This window comes from Superficieibacter sp. HKU1 (assembly GCF_029319185.1).
Lineage (GTDB): Bacteria > Pseudomonadota > Gammaproteobacteria > Enterobacterales > Enterobacteriaceae > Superficieibacter.
Window position 1 is genome coordinate 1433812 of record NZ_CP119754.1, and the last position, 21804, is coordinate 1455615.

The following is a 21804-nucleotide window of genomic DNA, read 5'->3' on the forward strand; positions in this document are numbered from 1 at the left end:
ACCTGCTGTCATCCCATCTGCATCAGTTGCTCTTTCAACACGTCCACGCCCGGTGCAATCGCCTGGGGATCGATGGCGTGAAAGCCCATCCGGAAAAAGTGATCCGGCGGTGCCTCGCCGAGAAAATGCCGCGCGCCCGGTTCAATCAGCACGCCCGCATGCGCCGCGCGCCAGGTGAGCTGCCGGGTGCTGATCGCCTCCGGCGTACTCAGCCAGAACGCATTGGCATGTTCGCTGCCGGGCATCATTTTGCACTCGGGCAGCGAGGTTTGCAGAGCTTCATGCAGACGATCCCAGCGGCGGGCGGAATCGTCGTGATAGCGGCGCAGATGGGTTTCATAGTGGCCCTGCGCCAGAAAATGCGCCATCTGATACTGAATATTGGTTGGCGGATGGCGGTACATCAGGCGGCGCAGCGCGCGGGCTTCATCAATCAGGTCCGGATCGGCAACCATAAAACCCAGCCGCAGGCCAGGCGACAGTGCTTTTGACAGGCTGCTGACGTAAATCACCCGCCCGCTGCGATCGCTGGCCTTCAGCGCAGGCTGCGGATTGAGGGTAAAATTACTCTCCGAATCATAATCGTCCTCAATAATCACCGCGTCATGACGTACGGCGTGGGCCAGTAGCTGCTGGCGGCGCGCCTGGCTCATCGTCACGCCCGTCGGTACCTGATGGCCGGGCGTAACGTAATAGTAATCGCAGGGGGCATCGTTGAGCACAATACCTTCGCTGTCGACCGGGTGCGGTACGATGGCCGTTTCGCTGAGCAGAAAAGTATTAATGGCTTCGCGAAAACCCGGATCTTCCACCGCCACCCGCGTATTGCGGCACATCAACAGGCGCGTCAACAGATAGAGCGCATTTTGTGAGCCGAGGGTAATTAATATTTCATCCGGCGAGGCGGCAATACCGCGTTTTGGCAGCACGCGGGTGCGGATCTGCTCAATCAACATCGGCACGTCCTGATCGATATGATCGACCACCCACGCCGGATCGCGTACGCCGCCGTGGAGCCAGTTAGCGGTTGAGCGCCAGGTGGCGAGGGGGAATTGCCGGGTATCCGGCTGACCATAGATAAACGGATAGCGATAGTTCATCCAGCCCGCGGGTTTCAGGATTGATTCCTGCTGGCTGGGCGTGATTTTCATCCGCCTGCTCCAGCATGGTGCAGTTTCATCATGGATGAGCAGATTTTGCGCACATCCTGACGGCGAGGCGTGGTAGTCAGGATGCAGATAATAGCCGCTGCGCGGACGGCTAATCAGATAACCTTCGCTCACCAGGCTTTCAAAGACCAGCGCGGTGGTATTGCGCGAAACGTGAAGCTGGCTGGCGAGCTGTCGGCAGGAGGGAAGCGGGGTATCCGCCGGAAACAGACCGCCCAGAATAGCGCCGATCAGCGATTCGCGGACCTGCTCCTGCAAACCGCGCTGCCGGTCAAATTCCACATGCATCAGGTGTCGGATCATCGTGTCCTCCTCAAAATCTGCCCGTTATTAATCCAGCAAATTTCGTACCAGCCTGAAAAGTACTGACACACGCGTTTAACGCAACTGGCTCTATTCAGATTGCAAAAAGGCTCCCTACAGTAAAAACGACGTTAACCGACGTGTGGGTCGCTGATAACGGCATGTAATTTGCAGCATCAGCAATGACTACCGCGTTTCAGGCAATGCAACAGAGGGCGGGGAAATGAAAAAACGATTTGGCGCATATTATCTGGCAGCGGCGGTGACGATGGCGTTTTCCTGTCACGCTATCGCCGCCGATTTACCCGAAATTGAAAAAGCGGGCACGCTGAAAGTGGCGACGGAGGACGATTACGCGCCGTTTAACTTTATGACCAACGGCCAGACCGACGGATTTAATAAAGACATGCTCGAAGAATTGCGCAAATATGCCAAATTCAACGTCGATCAAAGCATTCTGCCATGGACGGGATTATTAGCGGCGGTCTCCACCGGACAATATGATATGGCGCTCACCGGGGCGGTGATCACCGACGAACGCCTGAACGTATTTAATTTCACACCACCCTGGGCGTCGGCGCAGCACTATTTTGTTAAGCGCGCGGGTGATGATTCTCTGAATACGATTGCCGCATTAAGCGGCAAAAAAGTGGGCGTGCAGGCGGGCAGCGCGCTGCTGGCACGTCTGCCGGAACTGAAAGCAATGCTGGAAAAAACCGGCGGCAAACTGGGGCCGGTGGTGGAATATCCCTCTTACCCGGAAGCCTATGCTGATTTAGCCAATAAACGTCTGGACTACGTGATTAACGTGGTCATCTCGGTTAACGATTTAGTGAAAGCCAAACCGAAAGTATTTGCCAAAGGGCTGGCGGTATCCGGTCCGGGTTATATGGCCTGGCCGATCCCCAAAAATTCGCCGGAGCTACTGGCGTATATGACCAAATTTATGGATCACCTGCGGGAAACCGGCAGGCTGGCAGAACTGCAGAAAAAATGGTTTGGCGAAACCTATGACAATTTGCCGACGGAGCCGATTACCAGCGCCGATCAATTCCATAAATTCGCTGGTCTGTAATTCACCGCGGCGGTTTACCGCCGCCCGTTAAAACGGAGGGCCGCATGGACGTAATGGCGTGGCAGTTATTAATTGAAGGCGCATGGACCACGCTGTGGATCTCGGGTCTGGCGATTGGATTCGGCGTGGTTATCGGATTATGCATTGCGGTTGTGCGGATGATGAAACTGCCGGTTATCGATCAGGTGCTGGTGGTGTATATCAGCCTTGCGCGGGCGACGCCGCTGGTCACGCTGGTGCTGTTTTTATTTCTTTCCCTGCCGACGATGGGCATTAATCTCGATAAAACCGTTGCGGCTATCGTAGCGTTAACTCTCAATACGTCGGCGTTTAATGCAGAGATCTGGCGTAACGCATTTCGTAATTTCCCCCGCGAGCAGCGCGAGGCCGCGGAGTCGGTCGGTATGCGCCGCTGGACCTGGTTTCGTCATATTATGCTGCCGCAAATGTGGATTGAAAGCTTGCCCGCGCTGGTTAACGAGATGTCGTTTTTAATTAAAGGCAGCCCGGCCATCGCGGTTATTGGCGTCGTGGATTTAACCCGCGTCACCAACCGAATTTCGTCCGTTACCTATGAACCGTTGTCACCTATTCTGGCGGCGGCGCTGTTATACATCATTATTATCGGTTTGCTGCTGCGCCTGCAGGGCATGGCGGAGCGAAAAGCGAAACGTCTGGCGAGATAATTGCAGGAGGAGTTATGAATCAATGGGCTATTATCTGGACAGCGCGCGAAAGCTTTTTAAACGGACTGCTGGCGACGCTTGAACTGTTTATTACTGCCGCCATCGTTGGGCTGATTATCGGCGTACTATTCTGTTATTTAATGGAATATCAAAACAGTCTGCTGAACCGGCTGATTATCGCCTTCGTTAGTTTGATGCGTGCAATCCCCTTTCTGATACTGGCCTATCTGCTTTATTATGGCTTGCCCGAAGTGGGCATCAGCCTTGAGCCGTGGACGGCTGGATTACTGGCGCTGATTATTTATCATGGCGCCTATTTCTTTGAGATCCTCCGCAGCCAGCGGCGGATATTTTCCAGCGGCTATATTGAAGCGGCAACCTCGCAGGGTTTTTCCCGCTATAAAACGTTCCGGCGAATTATTTTACCCAATATCTTTTCATCGGCGCTGCCGCTGATGGGGAATCAGCTCATCATTTGCCTGAAGGACACGGCCTTTCTGTGCATTATTACGGTGCAGGAAATCACCGCCGCGGCAAACAGCGTACAGGCGACCTGGTTTATTCCGTTTAACGCCTTTATTGTTGCCATCGCACTTTACTGGGGGATTAGCATTTTACTGGAATTATTGATTAAGCGGCTAAGTTCGTATGGCACCAGAAGAGGATTAACGCATGCCTGATACTACAGCGGTGAGTGTAAAAAATGTCTCTAAGCAATTCGATAATATCGAGGTGTTGCGCGACATTAATTTGACGGTTGAAAAGGGGACGGTGGTCAGTATTCTGGGGTCGTCCGGGTCGGGAAAATCAACGCTGCTGCGCTGTATGAACTGGCTGGAGCAGCCGGATCGCGGCGAAATCCGTATTAGCGGCCAGCGCATCGGCGTGGACGAGGCCTCCGGAAAAAAGATGTCGCACCGCGAGCTGTCGCGGATCCGCGAGCGGGTGGGGATGGTGTTCCAGAGTTTTAATCTCTGGCCGCATTTAACCGTACAGCAAAACGTCAGCGAGGCGCTGCTGCACGTCAAAGGTATGAAGCGCGCCGAAGCCAGCGACATCGCCCGGCATCAGCTGGAAAAGGTAGGCATGCTGCATAAAGCGGAGGCTTATCCTGTCACGCTCTCCGGCGGACAGAAGCAGCGGGTGGCGATAGCCCGATCGCTGGCGATGTCGCCGGAAGTGATCCTCTTTGATGAACCGACGTCCGCGCTTGATCCCGAGCTGGTCAACGAAGTACTGGGAGTAATGAAAGCCCTGGCGGCGGAAGGGTATACCATGGTGGTCGTGACTCACGAGATGGAGTTTGCCCGCCAGGTCTCGGATGAAGTGGTATTTCTGGAGAAAGGATTACTGATTGAAAAGGCGCCGCCGGAGAAATTTTTCACCCAGCCGGATTCAGAGCGGGTCAGGCGTTTTTTGCAAAACAGCCGTTAGCGGGCGGCCCTCTCAGCGATGAGAGGGCAACATTCTCAGTCGCGATCGATAGCGAAAGGCTGCCAGGCCTGACGCACGGGCATCACCTCGATGCGGTTAATATTCATATGGTCCGGCAGAGTGGCAATATAAAACATCTGTTCGGCAATATCCTGCGCGCTCAGCGGCGTGGTCCCGCGGTAAAGTTTATCTGACGCGGCGCGATCGCCTTTGGTCCGCACCAGCGTAAATTCCGTTTCGGCAATCCCCGGTGCCAAATCCGTCACCCGTACGCCGGTGCCTAATAAGTCGCAACGCAGGTTATAGCTGAACTGTTTAACAAACGCTTTGCTGGCACCATAGACATGGCTGCCGGGGTAGGGCCACTGGCCGGCGATAGATCCAATATTAATTATCGTCGCTCCCGCGCCATGGTGCAGCAGCGTGGGCAGCACCGCGTGGGTGACGTTAACCAGCCCGCTAACGTTGGTATCAATCATCGTCTGCCAGTCGCTTAACTCGACGTGCTGAGCGGGCTGCGGGGCCAGCGCCAGCCCGGCATTGTTGATAAGCGTGGTGATGTTAGCGAAGTCGGCGGGAAGGCTATCAACGGCGCGCTTTACCGCCGCGCTGTCGCGGACATCCATTTCAATGATATGTACTGGCACCTGCTGCGCCAGCGTTTCTTTTAGCGTTTCAAGGCGGGATAAACGCCTGCCGCACAGGATCAGCGACCAGCCCGCCGCGGCGAATACGTGCGCCGCCGCCTCCCCGAAGCCGGACGTCGCACCGGTAATCAATACCACATTGGTTGCAGCCATTTTTTTCTCCCGTGTTGGTTGTCAGCACTCACTATAAAAATCCTGGCAACTGGCGGACAGGGACAGTCTGTGGTCCGGGATGTGACACAAGTGTCACATCCTTTTAACAAGACTGGCACTACCTCGTGATGCCCTGGCGGCAGATGATGCAGACATCAACCACCATATAAGAGGGGCAGCGAATGAAACTGGCACTTCAGGATGATTTGGCAATCACCAATAACGACGTACGTCTGCTGGATCGCGAATATGTATTTCATTCGTGGTCGATGCAGGGCAACCTCAATCCGCTGGTCATCGCCGGGGCGCAGGGATGCGAGCTATGGGATTACGAAGGCAACAGCTGGCTTGATTTCAGCAGTCAGCTGGTGAACGTAAATCTTGGCTATCAGCATCCGCGCGTATTGGCAGCGATGAAAGCGCAGATAGATGAGCTGGTCACTATCGCACCGGCGACCGCTAACCTGACGCGTGGCGAAGCGGCCCGGCGTATTGTGGAACTGGCGCCGGAAGGGTTCAGTAAGGTTTTTTTCACCAATGCCGGCGCGGACGCGAATGAAAACGCCATCCGCATGGCCCGACTCTATACCGGGCGCGATAAAGTGTTATCCGCCTATCGTTCGTACCATGGCAATACCGGCAGCGCGATTGCCGCCACCGGCGACTGGCGGCGGGTACCGAATGAATTCTCGCGCGGCCACGTTCATTTCTTTAATCCCTATCTGTATCGCAGTGAATTTAATGCGACCAGCGAACAGGAAGAGTGCGAGCGTGCGCTGGCTCATTTGCGGCGGATGATTGAGTGCGAAGGGCCAGCGGCGATTGCGGCGATCCTGCTGGAGTCCATTCCCGGTACCGCCGGCATTCTGGTGCCGCCGACGGGGTATATGCAGGGCGTCCGTGCGCTGGCCGACGAGTTTGGCATCCTGTTAATTCTGGATGAAGTTATGGCTGGCTTCGGACGCACCGGAAGCTGGTTCGCCTTTGAACAGGATGGCGTGATACCGGATTTGATCACCTTCGCCAAAGGCGTCAACGCGGGCTATGTTCCCGCAGGCGGCGTGATTATCAGCGATCCGATTGCGCACTATTTTGATGACCATTTTTTTGCCGGGGGGCTGACCTATTCCGGACATCCGCTGGCGATGGCGGCCATAGTTGCCACGCTGGATGCGATGAAAGAAGAAAAGGTGGTGGAGAATGCGGCCTTTATTGGCGACAACGTTCTGCGACCGGGTCTGGAGGCGCTGGCGGCAAAACACCCGCTGATTGGCGAAGTGCGTGGCCGCGGGGTGTTTCAGGCGATGGAGCTGGTGACGAATGCGCAGAGTAAAACGCCCGCAGGCGCGGCAGATATGGCAAGCATCAAATTCGCCCTGACCGAAGCGGGGGTGCTGAGCTTTGTGGTGGAAAATCGCATTCATGTGGTACCGCCATGCACCATTAGCGCAGAGCAGGTGCACAAGGGGCTGGCGATTTTCGACAGCGTTTTGTCGCGGTTTAGCGGGCTGGTACGGTAGGTTATAACGTGGCCGGGTGGGAAACTGCCCGGCGGCGCTGCGCTTGCGCGGGCCTACGCAGTGGGAGGACGCGACCGTGGTGGTTTTGCCTGCCCGGCGGCGCTGCGCTTGCGCGGGCCTACGCAGTGGGAGGACATGACCGTGGTGGTTTTGCCTGCCCGGCGGCGCTGCGCTTGCGCGGGCCTACGATGGGTGAGGGCGTGATAACGGTAGGTTTTTATTTTTAAATGTTTGATATTGTGGGTTTGTAGGCCGGGTAAGCGCAGCGCCACCCGGCATAACGACCACTAAACGGCGGGCGTAACGTGCTTCTGGCTGCGCGCCATTTCCACCGCCCCCTGCCATTCATGCCAGCGTTTTTGCAACCGACCATGACGTACCCTGTCGGGCTGGAAAACCGCATGTTCCGGCAAATAACGCTGCAACGCGTCAACGTCTACCTCCAGCAGCGCCTTACGCGCCAGTAGCGCCGCGCCGGTGGCGGAAAGTTCCGCGACGTCGCTGCGCATCACCGGACAGCCCAGCAGATCCGCCTGGTACTGCATCAGCCAGTCATTCCTGGTGGGGCCGCCATCCACCATCAGCGCTTTCAGCGCAAAGTCGCTGTGCTGGCGCATGGCGACCGCGACGTCGGCAATCTGATAGGTAATCGACTCCAGCGCGGCGCGGATCAGATGCGCGCGTTTGACGCCCCGGCTCAGACCGTGGATTAATCCTCGCGCCTGCTCATCCCACCATGGCGCACCGAGGCCGGTTAACGCCGGTACGAAATAGACGCCAAGCGTAGATTCGACGGAGGCGGGCAGGGTATTCAACGCCTGCGCCAGCGCCGCGGCGGGAAGCTCGCTTAAGCCGGTGCTGTCGGCCATCCATGCCACCGCATCGCCGGTATGCGGAATATTGCCTTCCAGACCGTATACCAGCCGTTCGCCATCGTGCCAGGCCACGGTGGTCGCCAGCGTATTAACGCCAAATTGCGCGGAAGAGACCGGGGCCATCACTGACGAACCAGTACCATAGGTGGCTTTCACGCGCCCCTCCGCGCCCAGACTGTGCGCGAACAGCGCCGCGTGAGAGTCGCCAATCATCGCGAGGATCGGGATACCATCCGGGATGCCCTGCAGCCCTTTCGTACGGCCAAATACGCCGCTCGACGGGCGGATCTCAGGCAGTGCGGCGCGGGGAATGCCGAACAGGGCCAGCATTTCATCGTCCCAGCCAGCGGTGTGCAAATTAAACAGCTGGGTGCGTGAGGCGTTTGAGTAATCACAGCAGAATGCGTCGCCGCCGGTAAAATGCCACAACAGCCAGCTATCCACCGTTCCCAGACAAATCTCCGCCTCGGCAGCGAGCGCCTGGCCGCCGGGTACGGCATCCAGCAGCCAGCGCATTTTAGAGGCGGAAAACAGCGGCGCGACGGGCAGCCCGGTAATGGCTTTTATCCGCTCCTCGCTGCCCTGCTGACGCAGGCTCTGGCAAAACGCCGCCGTGCGTGAACACTGCCAGGTGAGTGCCGGACCGAGCGCCCGGCCATTGCTGCGATACCAGCCGACCGCCGTCTCGCGCTGGTTGCTGATCGCCAGCGCGGCGACGCGATCGGCGCCAACCGCCGCCACCGCCTGCGATACCACATCCAGGGACGCTTCAATCAGCAGATCCGCCGACTGCTCAACCCAGCCTTCGCGCGGTGTCTGAATGGACAGCGCCCGGGAAAAGGTTGCCACCACCCGTCCCGCCGCATCGATTGCCACGGCTTTTGCGTTGGTGGTGCCCTCATCAAGCGCGATAACGATCTCTTTACTCACCGACATAGTGTGCTCCGCCGTCCTTACTGGTGAAGATAGGTGCTGACGCCGAGATAGCGCGTAAAGGCTTCGTGTAACACGTCGGCGCTGGCGGAGTGGTTCATCGCCACATGATGCTCAAAGCCGTTGCGGCAGATCCAGTTCAGCAGGTTTTCCAGGTGCGGCACTTCAATTACCGCACGGCAACCCACCGTATCCAGCGGATCGTCTACTGATTTACCCGCGCCGACGTAGGCTTTAATTTCCCCGGTCAGGTCGTCGGTGCTGAGACGGAAATAGGTCAGATCGCCGCTGCGCAGACGCCCATGGACCGCGCCGCAGGTATTTTCTTTGCCGACGGTGGTACCGATGATATCCGCCGTGCCCATATGCGGGTTATCGAGGCTGGCCGCGGCAAAGTTACCGCAGTGGAACAGCACGCATTTGTTGTGATCGTCGCCGAAATTATTGTTCCAGTCGGCGATGGAGGCCGGACTCATATTGCTGCTTGCCAGCGCGTACATCGACAGCGCGCCCATCACGTCCACTTCGCAGGCGCTGGGCATCAGTTGGCCCGACATCACGCTCATAATGGAGCACACGTTGATCCCGAGGTTCTCCTGGAGAGAGGTCCAGCACTGGATGGCGGTGGTATCGATATCGTTGGCAATCACCCATTCGCTGATCACCACAAACAGTTTCGCCATGGTTACCAGCTTGTCCGCCGGAATGCCGCTGGCGTCGGCGTTGTCGATCAGCAGGCGGCGCTTTTCATCCACGCGAATATCGTCGTCGCGCAGCAGTTTAATGCGGGTAAAGACTTCGGAGAGGTCAAGGGTTTCAACCGCGATACCGAGTCGCTCAAGCAGTTTTTCACTGTAGCGCACGGTGTTAAAGCCCGCCGGGCGAGCGCCGATGGCACCAACGCGCACGCCGCGCATGCTGCTCACCACGCGGCAAATCTGCTCAAACCGCTTCAGATCCTGCGCGAAAACCTCGCCATCCAGCGCGCAAACGTGCTGAGTGGTCAGGGTGAAAGGAATGCCGTACTGGCGCAGGTTATTACACAGTGAGATTTTACCGCAGAAGCTGTCGCGGCGGGTGGCAAGCCCCATTTTATCGAGGTTGTCTTCCTGTGCCTGGACCAGCACCGGCACGTTCAGACCGGACAGCCGCAGCGTTTCGGCGACCGCTTTTTCATCGCCAAAGTTCGGCAGCAGCACCACGACGCCGTGGATCTCATCGCGATGGGCGCGAAACAGCTCCGCGCAAACTTTCGCATCCTGACGCGTTTCCACGCCGCCGAGTTCGGTCTGCGTTTCATCCACCATGATGGTGTTAATGCCGAGGCGGGCAAAAAGCGCCACCGCCTGTTCACGCGCCTCAGCCACCAGGTAGCTGGGGAAAAATCCCCGGTTGCCAATAATGACCGCCATGGTTAATTGTTGCGGGATTCGGGACATTGCATAATCTCCAGTAAGGTTCAGCGTAATTATTGTTATTGTTGTGCCTGACAGAGCGCGGTTGCGTTTTTCACTACGCCTGCCGCGTCAATTTCATGTCGTGCGCGGGTGGAGGCGCGGTCAGCGGCAATAGCGTACTGACCATCGGGAATACCGAGTCGGCGCAGGGGAATGCCGCAGCCTGCTTCCGCCAGCACTTCCGCCACCAGGCTGCCCACGCCGCCGTTGACGTTATGTTCTTCCACGCTGACCACCGCCTTGTGCTGCTTCAGCAGCTCAAGAAGCTGGGTGGTATTACACGGACGAATAGAAGGTACACCGATCACGCTGGCCTCAATACCCGCTTGCGCCAGTTGTGTGGCGGCATCGACAATTTCATGCACCGTCGAACCCATCGCCACCAGCGCGACATCCGTACCTTTGCGCAGCACGTCAATATTGCCTGGCGCGAAGCGATAGTTGTCGTCATGCAGTTCCGGCAGGGCTTTACCGTCCAGGCGGATATAAACCGGGCCAATATGTTCCAGCGCGTAATCAATAATCTGCCGGCACTCCAGCGGGCTGGAAGGGGCATAGATTTCAATATTGCCGAAACCGCGCAGGACGGAGATATCGTCAATACTGTGATGAGTACTGGCCAGCGGGCCGTAGCTTGCGCCAGCGTTCAGGCCGAACAGCTTGACGTTAGTGTTGTTGTAGCAAATATCGACTTTGATCTGCTCGTTGGCGCGGGAAATCAAAAACGGCGCGGCGTTACAGGTGACGGCAATTTTACCGCCGATGGCCAGCCCGGCCGCAGCGCCAACCAGCGTTTGTTCTGCAATCCCCACGTTAACCAGGCGGTCGGGGAATTTTTTAATAAACGGCGAGATTTTGGCGGTGGAAGTGGAGTCTGCCACCACCGGCACCAGATCCACACCGCGATCGACCGCATCAATAAAGGCATTCACCATCACCGTGGCGAGATGTTCGCTATTACTCATCGTTCAGTTCCTCCAGCGCCAGTTCAATCTCTTCCCCTTTCGGTACCCGGTGGTGCCATTCAGGGCGTCCCTGAATAAAGGAGATCCCCGCGCCTTTGGTGGTGTTGGCAATCACCACATGCGGTTTACCGTTGGGCTGTAACCCTTCCAGGGTAGCGACCACGTCAGCCATGTCGTTGCCGCGACATTCAGTAACCTCCATGCCAAACGCGCGCCATTTTTCATCCAGCGGATCGGTGTTCATGATCTCTTTCGTCGATCCCGCCAGCTGCAGGTTGTTTTTGTCGTTAATGATGATCAGGTTATCGAGCTGGTAGTGCGCTGCCACCAGCGCCGCTTCCCAGTTGCTGCCTTCCGCCAGTTCACCGTCGCCGGTAATGGCGAAAACGCGACGCTTGCTGTTGCTGCGTTTCGCGGCAAGAGCGATACCCACTGCCACAGGCAGGCCGTGCCCCAGCGCGCCAGTATTGAGTTCAATACCCGGCGTTTTGTGTTTCACCGGATGGCCGGGCAGGTGCGAGTCTGCATGTTGATAGGTGGAAAGCCATTCGACCGGAATGAATCCGGCTTCGGCGAGCACGCAGTAATAGCCGCCGACGGCATGCCCTTTGGACTGGATATAAATATCGCGCTCGTCGCTCTCCTGCAGCGCGGGCGAGCAGTTCAGGATGCGAAAATAGAGGGCGGTCAGCAGTTCAACCTGTGACAAATCAGCCCCGGTATGGCCCCCTGCCGGACTTTCCGCATTGAGGACAATAATGCGACGACGGACGGCACGCGCTTTTTTCTCAAGCTCCTCGACGGAGAGCGAAAACGGATTCATAAAGCACCTCTTGAATGTATAATCTGCTATGAATAAATATTCCAGCAGGGTAAAAATGAACTCCGAACGCAGCGGAACCGCTCAGGCTACAGCGCTTTTTTTATTGTTCGGAATATATATTCACTACTGATTTATTATTCATGTGCTAAAGATATGCCTTGTTGAACGCTTTGTCTACGACAACAGCCGCGTTGCTTTGCAGAAAAGCGAGTACGATCACAAATGATCGCGCGTGCAGACGGCGGCTGGCTTGTTAAATATTCAACAATGCATAAAAATAACAGGCATTAAATCAAGGGGAACACTATGTCTAAGCAGGATGAGCAGCGCTTGCTGGTGAAGATCGCCACGCTGTATTACAGCGAAAATAAAAAACAGTCCGAGATAGCCTCGCTGCTTCACCTTTCCCAGTCTTTTGTCTCGCGGGCGTTAACGCGCTGTCAGAAAGAAGGGCTGGTGAAAATCACCGTCGTGCAGCCGACCAATATTTTTGTCTCGCTGGAAAAAGCCATCGAGGAGCAGTACGGCATTCGCCAGGCGATTGTAGTGGATACCGGTGATACACCCGGAAACGCGCAGATCAAACATGCCATTGGCAGCGCAGCGGCGCACTACGTCGAAACGCGCCTGCGCCCGGAAGACCTGGTGGGCATCTCCTCCTGGAGCAGCACCATCCGCTGCATGGTAGATGAGATGCATCCGCAAAATATCCGTGCGGCCGGAGTGATCCAGCTCCTGGGCGGCGTCGGCCCGAACGGTAACGTGCAGGCGACGATCCTGACCCAACAATTAGCCGCGCATCTGGGGTGCCCGGCCTGGCTGCTGCCGTCACAGAGCATCGAACACTCGGTTGAGGAGCGCACCCGGCTGGTCAGCAGCCCGGACGTCGCCGCGGTAGTGGAAAAATTTGCCCAGGTGGACGTGGCCATTGTCGGCATCGGCGAGCTGGAGCCTTCCCAGCTGTTAAAAAACTCCGGTAACTATTACAACGAACAGATGCTGACACTGCTCTCTGAACGCGGTGCGGTAGGGGATATCTGTCTGCATTACTACGATGCCGCGGGTAATCCGGTACTGAGCCCTGAGGAAGATCCGGTAATTGGTATGGAGCTCTCGCAGATCCGCGCCTGTCCGCAGGTGATTGCGCTGGCAGGCGGACCGGAAAAAAGGAATGCCATTCGTGGGGCGTTGCAGGGCAATTATATTGATGTGTTGATTACGGATTACCCGACGGCGCGCAGTCTGGTGAAAAGCTAGAAAGGGAGACCGCTCAACAGGAAGGCCGTTTTTGCTGTGCGAGACAGATCAATGATGAGCGTATCAAAGAGGGGCGTCATACAGTGATCTGTCTCAGAATGAAAACGACCGTAATAGATCACTCTGATTGTATCTTTTCACTTCTTAACGGGGATACCAATGCGCTTACAAACGCTTCTTTTACTGTCGGGGATCCTGAATTTAACCGGATGTGTAGTCGCGGATATGGACTCGTCCAATTATCGCTACGTCCCCTGGATACAGGTGTTTCAAAAGGTGGATTCGACAGGTCAGACAAACATTCGCGAACGCAAGGAGGCGCTCTACAGCTGTGGCGTTGATCGAAGCGAAAACCTTGACGATAAAAACTGGGGATTAAACATTCAGCATGGGAATGAAACTCTGAAAGAAGTTGTCGACAGGAACCAAAGGATTTTCAGATGCATGGAAAGTAAAGGCTACCAGGTTTATGGCTTTGATGAATGCGGGCCGCTTAAAAAACCCAGCGGTTTATGCCCTAACTAAATACCGTACCACCCCGTTTCTGTACACAGCATTAACATTGCTCCCTGCAATTCATAATAACGCGTTAGCGGTAAAGTCATCCCTGACAGTTTCTCCGGCCGGTACACGCTTGCGCGCGACCGATGAGGTCATCTCTCGCTGTCGTCTTCCGGCCGGAGCCGGACTACGTCCATTGGCGTTAGTTCTTTTCTTCGTTCAGGCCTGCCAGTGTATGCAGGTACGGCACATGCTGAGCAGCAATTTCCGGTGTATTCATCGTTTTCAACCAACTTCTGGCCTCATGGATTTCAACAAGTCGTTCGTCGCTGGCTTCCTCTTTGGCCATGTAGCTAAGCTCATCGATAAGAGAAAAAACGCTAATCTCTTTTTCACTGAGCGCCAGGCTAAGTGCCGCTTCGCCAATAATGACGTGGCCTATCTCGTCTTCTGGAAATAACACTATAAAACCTCCTTTGGTACGAGTGGATGACAACCTCACTACACACTGTAGACCCTTGCTACGGATTAGACGCAAAATTAAGGCCAGTGAGGCAAATAAAAGGGATATTCGGATTAATCAATAAAATGCGTCGGCGTGGAGAGCGTTAAAGCACAAAATGGTCGCCAGAAGTTTCGCTTAGCGCGCGTGAGGTGTTATGCTGTATATATATCCAACAGTCGGAGGGGCTTTGACAAAAGATCACACCGGAAAGGGATTTGATTTAAGTGAACTTATCGGACAAGTTGTCGTTGACATGCTGGCGCCTGCCAGAGTAATTACGGTCCACGACATTATCGAGTCGCTACACAACGTGATGGAGATGACGGAGAATCAGTCCAGACGTGAAAACTGCAAGCTGTTGATTGAAATGCTTGCTCGTAAAATGCATTAACGCATCTGGCACAACAGGTTTTCTACCCACAATGCGATGGTTATTTTCACTACGAGCAGACATGCTGTCAGCAATGGCAGGATCTGCTCGAATCAGTGTGTCTGCCGCGCGCTGGCTGAACGAGGAAAAAAGTAATCTTCATCTTCGGTTTTGCGACCGACAACAATCTCAAGGCAGCTGCGCAGAATATCCAGTTGTACCACGTCAGAGCATTTTTCAAGCTCGCTAATCAGACAAAGTATGATGGCCTTGTTAGTCAGCGTGACGTTATTGATCAGCAATTGCTTAACGATCCCATCAAGGACATGCTGCTCGGCGGCATACATATCTCCGTTGTCGAGAAACCACGCATGAAAGGCGGGTTGATTCGTTGTCTGGCGCATACTCTTTCCTTCAGTGATTAATTTAAGCCGACAGATTGTATTGACGTAACCTCAGATTTTCAGCAGCTGACGACTCAGCTGCCGGCCAGATTACTTTCGTCAGGAACAATCTGCTCCGCAGGGACTAACTTTGCTTTTACCTGGGTCATGGCATCATTCAGTGCATGTGAATGCCGGCTATCTTTACTTGCATCCAGTGCGGTTTCCAGCTTCTGCAGCACGATCTCCGGAGTGACGGAACGCGTTTCATCCAGCAATTCCATCACGATGTCCCCGATAACGACATGGGGCAGGTTATGGGTGTTATTCTCTTTCATCTCTACTCTTCAGGATAATGATTAACCTCCTGGCAACAATACCGCTTCCTTGCTGCCGGAAGGCGGTCTAGTTCCGGAAAAGCAATCCTAACAGGTCCTGATAATGCTGTTTCTCTTCGCTGGACGACGACTGGTCCATACGCGCCAGCAGACGCAGACAAAGGGCTTTACGGTTCAGCGTCCTGCCTGATTTTAAAACCTCCACAACGATAGCGCCGAGCGTCTGTTGCTGAGAAGGCAGCGTTGCCTGACCGAGCAAGGCAGTAAGGTGGCTTGATATTGCGTGGGATGGCATAATCTGTTGCATATTTAGCCTTATTGTATGTTTAATGTTGGTGGTGGTGTTAAATAAAGTTATACAAAAACTTTAAACTTGTACAGGTTTTTTCTTGTCAAACGCCATCATTTGACGGCTTAATTATAAAAGTCACTATAAAACAGTGGGTTGTATAAATGTAAAGTTGTACAAGATGGTGGGTGGCTGCTGCAGAACAGGCTTTATCAGGCCGGGGATGTGCGGAGGGACGTTCAGGGAGGTTGCCCGCGTTAATCGCTTATCGCGGGCTGAAACGACTTACTTAGGCAGAATACCGTAGCCTCTGAACCTGCCCGTTTGCTCTACAAAGGCGTTGTAATATTTATTCTCTTCAACCGTATTTTTCGACGCCACGTTGACATCAGCCGAGACCAGATCGCTGGTGGCCTGGAAAAGCTCTTTTTTGATGTCCTCATGAATACCCGGATCGGTAGACTCGTTGATCTGTTTCAACAGTGCGACTATTTTCTCCGCCTGCTTTTGCGTGCCCGGATCCTTAAATTTTGGCTCCGGAATACGGTAATCAAAGACCGTGTTGACCGAATCTTTGGCCTCGCCATTGTCAGCGGCTGGCGTCAGCTTTTGGTTATACTCTTTTTCGAAATAGGTCAGCAGTTCTGTTTTATCAAAGCACTTGTTAAAGATGTTGCCTTCGGTATTTTTATCAAGCGTCGTAATGTTATCAGGGAAAGGTTCCCCTAACTGATATTTACAGGCAAAAAAAGTGTGGTCAATAATAGTGGCATTGGCACTGAGTAACGGCATTTTGAGATTATGGCCGTTGATGGTGACGTTGTACTCGGCGGGTCTGAAACGCTGTTCATGTCCTTTAACGGCATAAACCTCAGACAACATGTAGTACATCTGACGATCCGGGTTAATAATCCCGCCGGTATTATTATCAAATACCATAAACTGACTTTTTTCACCCCTGGCGTTCACCATGCTGTGCATACCGGGTGACAGGCTCAGCTGTCCGGTTGCGCCGGGTTCCACTTTGTAATCCTTATCATCAACCTTAAAGGTCATGGTGTTATTAGTGGGATTACTGTAATGAAATTCCCCTTTAGTGCTGGTGGGATCCAGACTATCACACGCGGCGATGGAGAGGATAATTGCACCCGATAACCCTACTTTGACTGCCCATTTCATTAATATCATCCTTTTTTGCGATATCTTATTCAAACAACTTATCATAATCGTTGATGAGCGAAACACCATGTTTATTGCAGGGAGCAATAAAAATATATTCTCATCAAAACAATGCTTTTGTTGTCCAGACCCGGCTGCGCCAGCGACGGTACATCAGTAGCGCACGCACCCCTTCATCAATGATATAGGCCAGCCATACGCCGACCAGACCGAGCCTGAAGGAAATACCCAGCAAATAAGAGAAAGGCAGGCTGACAATCCACATCACAATAATGCCGCAGATAAAGGGAAACCGGACATCGCCCGTGGAATTAAGGCTGCTGATCACAATGATATTGGTGGCGCGGCCCATTTCAAGCAGTATCGCGAGCAGGAAAAGTTGTTTGGTCATCGCAATGATGTCGTGGTTTGGCGTAAACCATTGCATGATTGGCTGTGCGAAAAGATAAATGATGACGCTAATCAGAAAGGCAATGGCCAGACCTGTTTTCCAGCTTCGGATGCCCTGACGATAGGCGCGTTCAATTTCACCGGCTCCCGTCGCGCGTCCAATAATAATTTGCGATGCCTGGCCGATGGCGATAGCGAACATCGCTACAAACTGACTGATGCTTGAGGCGTATACTTTGGTGGTCAGCGCCTCCGTTCCCAGGTAAGCAATAATCGCCGTGACCACCAGTTGTGAGCCAGCGTAGGAGAGGTTTTCGCCCGCAGAGGGCAGGCCATAACGGAGTATCGAACCGAGCATTTTCGTCGAACAGTGCTTCAGTTTTTGCCAGCGGAAGCGGTAGCCAATGTATTTTTTTATCATCCAGACCGCGATCGCCATTCCTGCCATATTGGCAACGCTGGTGGCAATCCCGACGCCGGTGACGCCCAAATTAAGGTAGCTGAGCTGCCCGTATAAAAATAAGTAGTTAAAAATGACGTTAATAATGCCGACGGTAATCGGGACAATCATCGCCTGGCGCACATAGCCATGCGTGCGCAGGATCGGTAACAGGGAGGAATAAATCGCGATAATAACCGAGCTGCCGCCAATAATTTTAATGAACGGCGAGCCGACGGTTACCAGTTGTTCACTCAGGCCGAGCCAGCGCAGGAAGGTATCACCCAACAGAATAAAAATGCCGCTCATGGCGATACCAATAATAAATGCCACCACCAGCCCGTTAGTGATCACTTTTTTCACCAGATGTTTTTTCTTCGCGCCCAGTAACTGCGCAATGACAATTTGCACACCAACGGTGAGAAAACCATAAAAGATAACGGAGAGCGTCAGGATCTGGCTGGCAACGCCGGTTGCCGCCACGGCTTCATCTGAATAATGGCCGAGCATAAAGACGCTGACGTAGTTCATCAGCAGACGAAGCAATTGCTCAATAAAAATTGGCCACGCGAGCGTATATAAACCGAGTTGTAATTTATTCTCTGTCCCTGACATAACTATCCTTGTTACTTATTCTTTTACAAAAGTTGTCCGTACTGCCATACAAAAAGCGGTTCGTCACATGCGACGAACCGCTTTTTATTATTTAAATATGCAATAATTTCTGCTGAGGGATAATTAACATGAATGTTATTGGCGTCCTGCGTTGCATCATTGCCTCCTGCTACCCATCAGAAGCCAATAATAATCCTCTCGCTCGCGATTCTCCATCATTTAATTACGGCGGCAGGCGGGGTTGATCCGGCCTGCCGCGAAAATTACCTGGTTTCAATCACCGCCTTTTGCGCCACCACCGCGGCTTTTTGCTGCATGCGGTTCTGCATCTGGTCAATAATCACCGCGACGATAATCACGATCCCTTTAATCACCATCTGCCAGAACTCACTCACGCCCATCATGACCAGACCGTCGGCAAGGAAGCCGATAACGAACGCGCCGATCAGCGTGCCGAGAATGGTGCCGCGTCCGCCCGCCAGCGAGGTGCCGCCCAGCACCACGGCGGCGATGGCATTCATCTCAAACGCGGTGCCGTTGGCCGGATGGCTGGCGAGCAGCTGCGCGGAGACGACGATCCCGGCGATGGCCGCACACAGCCCGGAGAGCATATACACCAGCACTTTAATCTGTTTCACCCGCACGCCGGACAGTTCCGCCGCGCGTTCGTTATCGCCAATAGCATACACATGACGACCAAAGGGCAGGCGACGGGCAATGTAGGCGATGATCAGCGCCAGCACGATCATCATCCAGATGGCCCACGGAATGCCGAGCAGCGAGCCTGCGCCAATCTCGTCAAAACCGGTGTTACCTAGCTGCGGATTGCCCGACAGGCCGGGGAAGGTCTGGCCGTCGGAGGTGAGCATCGCCGCCCCGCGCAGCACGTACATCGTGCCGAGGGTACAGATAAACGGGGCCACGTTGTAGCGGGTGATGATCCAGCCGTTAACCCCGCCAATCAGCGCGCCTGTCAACAGTACAATCGGCACAATCACCCACACGCTCGGGAAAATGGCGATGCCAAACATTGGCAGCACGATACCTTTGGTGATAAGCCATCCGGCAATCATTCCACACAGGCCAAGCGTGGCCCCAATCGACAGGTCGATCCCGGCGGTGATGATGACAAAAGTGATCCCCAGCGCCAGGAAGGCGTTAATGGCGATATGCTTAATCATAATCACCATGCTGCCCGCAGAGAGAAAGCCCGGCACGGTAATGGTAAAAAAGCCGACGATCAGAAACAGCGCGATAAAGGTGCGCAGCTTCAGCAGCATAAGCAGGATATTTTCCCGCGACAGCGACGCCCCGGCGCGCGGCGCTAATGCGACAGACTGTGTTGTTTTCATCTTAGAACCCCTGAGCACTTGCCGTTACCAGTGCCGACTCTTCGGCCCGATCGCGCACGATGTCGGCGGTCAGTTTGCCGCCGGACATCACCAGAATGCGGTCCGATACCGCCATGATTTCTTTCAGATCTGACGTCGAGAAGACCACCGCAATGCCCTGTTCAGAGAGCTGGACCATCATGCGGAACACGTCCGCCTTGGCCCCGACGTCAATACCGCGCGTCGGCTCGTCAAGAAACAGGATTTTCGGATTGGTCAGCAGCGAACGTCCGATCACCACTTTTTGCTGATTACCGCCGCTGAGCGCCTGGATCTCCACCTCCGGCGAGGAGACTTTAATCGACAGGCTGCCGATGGTGCTGGCGACCACTTTTTCCTCATCTTTCTGCGCGATGGCAAAACCGCGCTGCAACCGTCGCCACAGGCTGGCGATGGTGAGGTTGGTGGCGACGGAAGAAACGGGAAAAATGCCGGTGCGCTTGCGATCTTCCGGGACCAGACTCATCCCCATTTTGATGCGATCGGCGGGCGTCAGCCGCTGCGGTACGGGTTTGCTGTCCAGCCACAGTTTGCCGAGATACGTGCGTTGCGTGCCGAGCAGGCATTCGAACAGTTCGGTGCGACCCGCGCCCATTAGCCCATAAATGCCGACGATTTCCCCGGCGTGGACGTTAAAGGAAACGTCATCGACCACCGTATTGCCGCTGGTATTGACGCAGGTGATATGTTCCGCTTCCAGCACCGGTGCGCCAAAAGTGCGGCCCGGCGTCAGGAAGTTGGTCACCGGATCGCTGCCGAGCATTTCACGCACGATCCACGGCACGTCGATATCGCTTACCTTCGCTTCGGACTGAAACTTGCCGTCGCGCAGGATAGTGATCACGTCGCCAATCGCCATCAGCTCTTCCAGGCGGTGCGAGATATAGATAATCGACACCCCCTGGCGGGTCAGCTCGCGGATCACCCGGAACAGGATCTCCACTTCGGTTTTACTCAGCGCCGAGGTGGGTTCGTCGAGGATCAGGATGTCCGCATCCTCGGCCAGCGCTTTGGCGATCTCAATCAGCTGCTGCTGGCCGACCTTCAGGTTGCCTACCAGTTCGCGGGGAGAAATCGGCTGGTCGAGGCGCTTAAGCAGTTCGGCGGCGCGTTTTTCCTGCCCGGCTTCGTTAATCGGCGTAATGCCTTTCTGTAGCTCACGGCCCAGAAAGATATTCTCCGCCACGGTAAGGTTCTCAAACAGATTGAGCTCCTGATGCACCATGCCGATGCCGTGCGCCGCGGCCGCGCGGGTGTTGGGAAAATGCACCTGCTTACCGTTGAGCCACATTTCACCGAGGCTCGGCTGCTGCACGCCGGCGAGAATTTTCATCAGCGTGGATTTCCCCGCGCCGTTCTCGCCGATAATCACGTTCACCTTGCCGCGCCAGACGTTGTAATCGACGTTGTCCAGCGCGATGGTGCCGGGAAAGAGCATCGAAATACCGCGCGTGCGCAGGATAATGTCATCCACAGGAACGTCGCTCATTATTGTGCCTCCTGTTTCAGCTCCAGCGCGGCCGCGTTTTCCGCTTTGCCGCCGTTGAGGGTCACAGCCATCAACACGGTGGCGGTTTTCCCCGTCCAGCTATCGTCGATCTTCGGCAGACTTTTTACCGCTTCCCGGTTGTAGGCGCGCGACAGCTGAGCAAACTGTACCTGGTTAGTAAAATCTTCAAATTTAAAACCGGTCGCGTCGCGAATGGCGTTGCCGCGCATTACCGGGCCGGTCTGTACTTCAAGCGGCTGACCGTTAAAGGTCACGATCAGTTTCTGTTCACGCTCGTTGCTGAGATCTACGCGCTCCACCTTACTGGTGAGGCGGACGAAGACGCTTTCAGCATCGGGTGACGGCGTTTTTAACTGCGTCGAGAGCGCGGTGGCGTCGAGCGCCTTCTTATGTGCCGCATCAATAACGCGTTCCTGCCAGGTTTGTTGCGCGATCTGCTGTGGGGTCTGATTGTCAAAGTTGGCTTTGGCATTGGGATCGGCAGGCATAATCGGCTTGCCGTTCTCATCCAGATCCACCACCGTGCAGGCCGTCAGCAACAGGGTGGCACAACCCAACAGCGCGGCACCCCATTGTTTTAACGACATAACGCCTCCG

At 54.8% G+C, this 21804-nt stretch carries 23 protein-coding genes; 8 read left to right on the forward strand and 15 right to left on the reverse strand.

Going from position 1 to position 21804, the window contains the following annotated elements:
• Nucleotides 1-8: 8 nt before the first annotated feature.
• On the reverse strand, nucleotides 9-1472 hold the full coding sequence (locus P0H77_RS06905; protein WP_276164166.1) for a PLP-dependent aminotransferase family protein: 1464 nt from the start codon (nucleotides 1470-1472) through the stop codon (nucleotides 9-11).
• 223 nt (nucleotides 1473-1695) lie between these two features.
• Between P0H77_RS06905 and P0H77_RS06910 the strand changes: the two genes are divergently transcribed.
• The 4 genes from P0H77_RS06910 to P0H77_RS06925 are packed head-to-tail and all read left to right on the forward strand — an operon-like array spanning nucleotide 1696 to nucleotide 4667.
• A complete protein-coding gene (locus P0H77_RS06910; protein WP_276164167.1) occupies nucleotides 1696-2547 on the forward strand; it encodes a transporter substrate-binding domain-containing protein in 852 nt (283 codons plus the stop codon).
• Nucleotides 2548-2591: 44 nt separating this feature from the next.
• Nucleotides 2592-3233: an amino acid ABC transporter permease gene (locus tag P0H77_RS06915; RefSeq protein WP_276164168.1), complete on the forward strand. Its 642-nt coding sequence runs from the start codon at nucleotides 2592-2594 to the stop codon at nucleotides 3231-3233.
• Nucleotides 3234-3247: 14 nt separating this feature from the next.
• Complete coding sequence (locus tag P0H77_RS06920) at nucleotides 3248-3913, forward strand: amino acid ABC transporter permease (RefSeq protein WP_276164169.1); 666 nt, start codon at nucleotides 3248-3250, stop codon at nucleotides 3911-3913.
• A complete protein-coding gene (locus tag P0H77_RS06925) occupies nucleotides 3906-4667 on the forward strand; it encodes an amino acid ABC transporter ATP-binding protein (RefSeq protein ID WP_276164170.1) in 762 nt (253 codons plus the stop codon). Before P0H77_RS06920 ends, P0H77_RS06925 begins: the two co-directional genes overlap by 8 nt.
• Nucleotides 4668-4702: 35 nt before the next feature.
• Here the strand turns inward: P0H77_RS06925 and P0H77_RS06930 are convergent, their stop codons facing one another.
• Nucleotides 4703-5467: an SDR family NAD(P)-dependent oxidoreductase gene (locus P0H77_RS06930; protein ID WP_276164171.1), complete on the reverse strand. Its 765-nt coding sequence runs from the start codon at nucleotides 5465-5467 to the stop codon at nucleotides 4703-4705.
• Nucleotides 5468-5649: 182 nt separating this feature from the next.
• On the opposite strand from P0H77_RS06930, the gene P0H77_RS06935 reads away from it, so the two are divergent.
• Entirely contained in the window at nucleotides 5650-6987 is a 1338-nt protein-coding gene (locus P0H77_RS06935; RefSeq protein ID WP_276164172.1) for an aspartate aminotransferase family protein, read from the forward strand.
• Nucleotides 6988-7274: 287 nt separating this feature from the next.
• On the opposite strand, the gene P0H77_RS06940 is transcribed toward P0H77_RS06935, so the two are convergent.
• Genes P0H77_RS06940 through P0H77_RS06955 form a run of 4 tightly spaced genes read right to left on the reverse strand, consistent with a single transcriptional unit; the run spans nucleotide 7275 to nucleotide 12040 of the window.
• Nucleotides 7275-8798, reverse strand: coding sequence for an FGGY-family carbohydrate kinase (locus P0H77_RS06940; protein WP_276164173.1), 1524 nt, complete (start codon nucleotides 8796-8798; stop codon nucleotides 7275-7277).
• Nucleotides 8799-8815: 17 nt separating this feature from the next.
• Nucleotides 8816-10234 carry an L-fucose/L-arabinose isomerase family protein gene (locus P0H77_RS06945; RefSeq protein ID WP_276164174.1) on the reverse strand — a complete coding sequence of 473 codons (1419 nt, stop codon included), beginning with the start codon at nucleotides 10232-10234 and terminating at the stop codon, nucleotides 8816-8818.
• Between the two features lie 35 nt (nucleotides 10235-10269).
• On the reverse strand, nucleotides 10270-11217 hold the full coding sequence (locus P0H77_RS06950) for a transketolase C-terminal domain-containing protein (RefSeq protein WP_276164175.1): 948 nt from the start codon (nucleotides 11215-11217) through the stop codon (nucleotides 10270-10272).
• On the reverse strand, nucleotides 11210-12040 hold the full coding sequence (locus P0H77_RS06955; RefSeq protein ID WP_276164176.1) for a transketolase: 831 nt from the start codon (nucleotides 12038-12040) through the stop codon (nucleotides 11210-11212). Before P0H77_RS06955 ends, P0H77_RS06950 begins: the two co-directional genes overlap by 8 nt.
• A gap of 306 nt (nucleotides 12041-12346) precedes the next feature.
• Here P0H77_RS06955 and P0H77_RS06960 point away from each other — a divergent pair, with 306 nt between their 5' ends.
• A complete protein-coding gene (locus P0H77_RS06960) occupies nucleotides 12347-13297 on the forward strand; it encodes a sugar-binding transcriptional regulator (RefSeq protein WP_276164177.1) in 951 nt (316 codons plus the stop codon).
• A gap of 159 nt (nucleotides 13298-13456) precedes the next feature.
• A complete protein-coding gene (locus P0H77_RS06965; protein ID WP_276164178.1) occupies nucleotides 13457-13822 on the forward strand; it encodes a hypothetical protein in 366 nt (121 codons plus the stop codon).
• Nucleotides 13823-14000: 178 nt separating this feature from the next.
• Here the strand turns inward: P0H77_RS06965 and P0H77_RS06970 are convergent, their stop codons facing one another.
• Complete coding sequence (locus tag P0H77_RS06970; RefSeq protein WP_276164179.1) at nucleotides 14001-14261, reverse strand: hypothetical protein; 261 nt, start codon at nucleotides 14259-14261, stop codon at nucleotides 14001-14003.
• Between the two features lie 229 nt (nucleotides 14262-14490).
• On the opposite strand from P0H77_RS06970, the gene P0H77_RS06975 reads away from it, so the two are divergent.
• The gene (locus tag P0H77_RS06975; RefSeq protein ID WP_276164180.1) at nucleotides 14491-14694 is read left to right on the forward strand and encodes a hypothetical protein; all 204 of its coding nucleotides are present in this window, start codon (nucleotides 14491-14493) and stop codon (nucleotides 14692-14694) included.
• A gap of 92 nt (nucleotides 14695-14786) precedes the next feature.
• On the opposite strand, the gene P0H77_RS06980 is transcribed toward P0H77_RS06975, so the two are convergent.
• The 8 genes from P0H77_RS06980 to P0H77_RS07015 form a co-directional block, all read right to left on the reverse strand.
• Nucleotides 14787-15077 (reverse strand): biofilm development regulator YmgB/AriR family protein, encoded by a 291-nt coding sequence (locus P0H77_RS06980; protein WP_276164181.1) that lies wholly within the window; start codon nucleotides 15075-15077, stop codon nucleotides 14787-14789.
• 74 nt (nucleotides 15078-15151) lie between these two features.
• Nucleotides 15152-15394 carry a hypothetical protein gene (locus tag P0H77_RS06985; RefSeq protein WP_276164182.1) on the reverse strand — a complete coding sequence of 81 codons (243 nt, stop codon included), beginning with the start codon at nucleotides 15392-15394 and terminating at the stop codon, nucleotides 15152-15154.
• Nucleotides 15395-15461: 67 nt separating this feature from the next.
• Nucleotides 15462-15701, reverse strand: coding sequence for a regulatory protein YcgZ (ycgZ, locus tag P0H77_RS06990; protein WP_194205391.1), 240 nt, complete (start codon nucleotides 15699-15701; stop codon nucleotides 15462-15464).
• 267 nt (nucleotides 15702-15968) lie between these two features.
• A complete protein-coding gene (locus P0H77_RS06995) occupies nucleotides 15969-16862 on the reverse strand; it encodes a hypothetical protein (protein WP_276164183.1) in 894 nt (297 codons plus the stop codon).
• Between the two features lie 103 nt (nucleotides 16863-16965).
• A complete protein-coding gene (locus tag P0H77_RS07000) occupies nucleotides 16966-18306 on the reverse strand; it encodes an MATE family efflux transporter (RefSeq protein WP_276164184.1) in 1341 nt (446 codons plus the stop codon).
• A 263-nt stretch (nucleotides 18307-18569) separates the two neighbouring features.
• On the reverse strand, nucleotides 18570-19658 hold the full coding sequence (locus tag P0H77_RS07005; protein WP_276164185.1) for an ABC transporter permease: 1089 nt from the start codon (nucleotides 19656-19658) through the stop codon (nucleotides 18570-18572).
• A 1-nt stretch (nucleotide 19659) separates the two neighbouring features.
• Nucleotides 19660-21186: a sugar ABC transporter ATP-binding protein gene (locus tag P0H77_RS07010; RefSeq protein ID WP_276164186.1), complete on the reverse strand. Its 1527-nt coding sequence runs from the start codon at nucleotides 21184-21186 to the stop codon at nucleotides 19660-19662.
• Complete coding sequence (locus tag P0H77_RS07015) at nucleotides 21186-21794, reverse strand: DUF2291 family protein (protein ID WP_276164187.1); 609 nt, start codon at nucleotides 21792-21794, stop codon at nucleotides 21186-21188. The genes P0H77_RS07010 and P0H77_RS07015 overlap by 1 nt, the downstream gene beginning before the upstream one ends.
• Between the last annotated feature and the right edge of the window lie 10 nt (nucleotides 21795-21804).

Bases quoted from the DNA above. Each gene is read 5' to 3' on its own strand.
- P0H77_RS06925 (WP_276164170.1), top strand. From the start codon at position 3,906: ATGCCTGATACTACAGCGGTGAGTGTAAAAAATGTCTCTAAGCAATTC.
- P0H77_RS06905 (WP_276164166.1), bottom strand. From the start codon at position 1,472: ATGATCCGACACCTGATGCATGTGGAATTTGACCGGCAGCGCGGTTTG.
- P0H77_RS06965 (WP_276164178.1), top strand. From the start codon at position 13,457: ATGCGCTTACAAACGCTTCTTTTACTGTCGGGGATCCTGAATTTAACC.
- P0H77_RS06995 (WP_276164183.1), bottom strand. From the start codon at position 16,862: ATGAAATGGGCAGTCAAAGTAGGGTTATCGGGTGCAATTATCCTCTCC.
- P0H77_RS06955 (WP_276164176.1), bottom strand. From the start codon at position 12,040: ATGAATCCGTTTTCGCTCTCCGTCGAGGAGCTTGAGAAAAAAGCGCGT.
- P0H77_RS07000 (WP_276164184.1), bottom strand. From the start codon at position 18,306: ATGTCAGGGACAGAGAATAAATTACAACTCGGTTTATATACGCTCGCG.
- P0H77_RS07005 (WP_276164185.1), bottom strand. From the start codon at position 19,658: ATGAAAACAACACAGTCTGTCGCATTAGCGCCGCGCGCCGGGGCGTCG.
- P0H77_RS06950 (WP_276164175.1), bottom strand. From the start codon at position 11,217: ATGAGTAATAGCGAACATCTCGCCACGGTGATGGTGAATGCCTTTATT.
- P0H77_RS06940 (WP_276164173.1), bottom strand. From the start codon at position 8,798: ATGTCGGTGAGTAAAGAGATCGTTATCGCGCTTGATGAGGGCACCACC.
- P0H77_RS06920 (WP_276164169.1), top strand. From the start codon at position 3,248: ATGAATCAATGGGCTATTATCTGGACAGCGCGCGAAAGCTTTTTAAAC.
- P0H77_RS06945 (WP_276164174.1), bottom strand. From the start codon at position 10,234: ATGTCCCGAATCCCGCAACAATTAACCATGGCGGTCATTATTGGCAAC.
- P0H77_RS06985 (WP_276164182.1), bottom strand. From the start codon at position 15,394: ATGAAAGAGAATAACACCCATAACCTGCCCCATGTCGTTATCGGGGAC.
- P0H77_RS06930 (WP_276164171.1), bottom strand. From the start codon at position 5,467: ATGGCTGCAACCAATGTGGTATTGATTACCGGTGCGACGTCCGGCTTC.
- P0H77_RS06935 (WP_276164172.1), top strand. From the start codon at position 5,650: ATGAAACTGGCACTTCAGGATGATTTGGCAATCACCAATAACGACGTA.
- P0H77_RS07015 (WP_276164187.1), bottom strand. From the start codon at position 21,794: ATGTCGTTAAAACAATGGGGTGCCGCGCTGTTGGGTTGTGCCACCCTG.
- P0H77_RS06960 (WP_276164177.1), top strand. From the start codon at position 12,347: ATGTCTAAGCAGGATGAGCAGCGCTTGCTGGTGAAGATCGCCACGCTG.
- P0H77_RS06915 (WP_276164168.1), top strand. From the start codon at position 2,592: ATGGACGTAATGGCGTGGCAGTTATTAATTGAAGGCGCATGGACCACG.
- ycgZ (WP_194205391.1), bottom strand. From the start codon at position 15,701: ATGCAACAGATTATGCCATCCCACGCAATATCAAGCCACCTTACTGCC.
- P0H77_RS06980 (WP_276164181.1), bottom strand. From the start codon at position 15,077: ATGCGCCAGACAACGAATCAACCCGCCTTTCATGCGTGGTTTCTCGAC.
- P0H77_RS06910 (WP_276164167.1), top strand. From the start codon at position 1,696: ATGAAAAAACGATTTGGCGCATATTATCTGGCAGCGGCGGTGACGATG.
- P0H77_RS07010 (WP_276164186.1), bottom strand. From the start codon at position 21,186: ATGAGCGACGTTCCTGTGGATGACATTATCCTGCGCACGCGCGGTATT.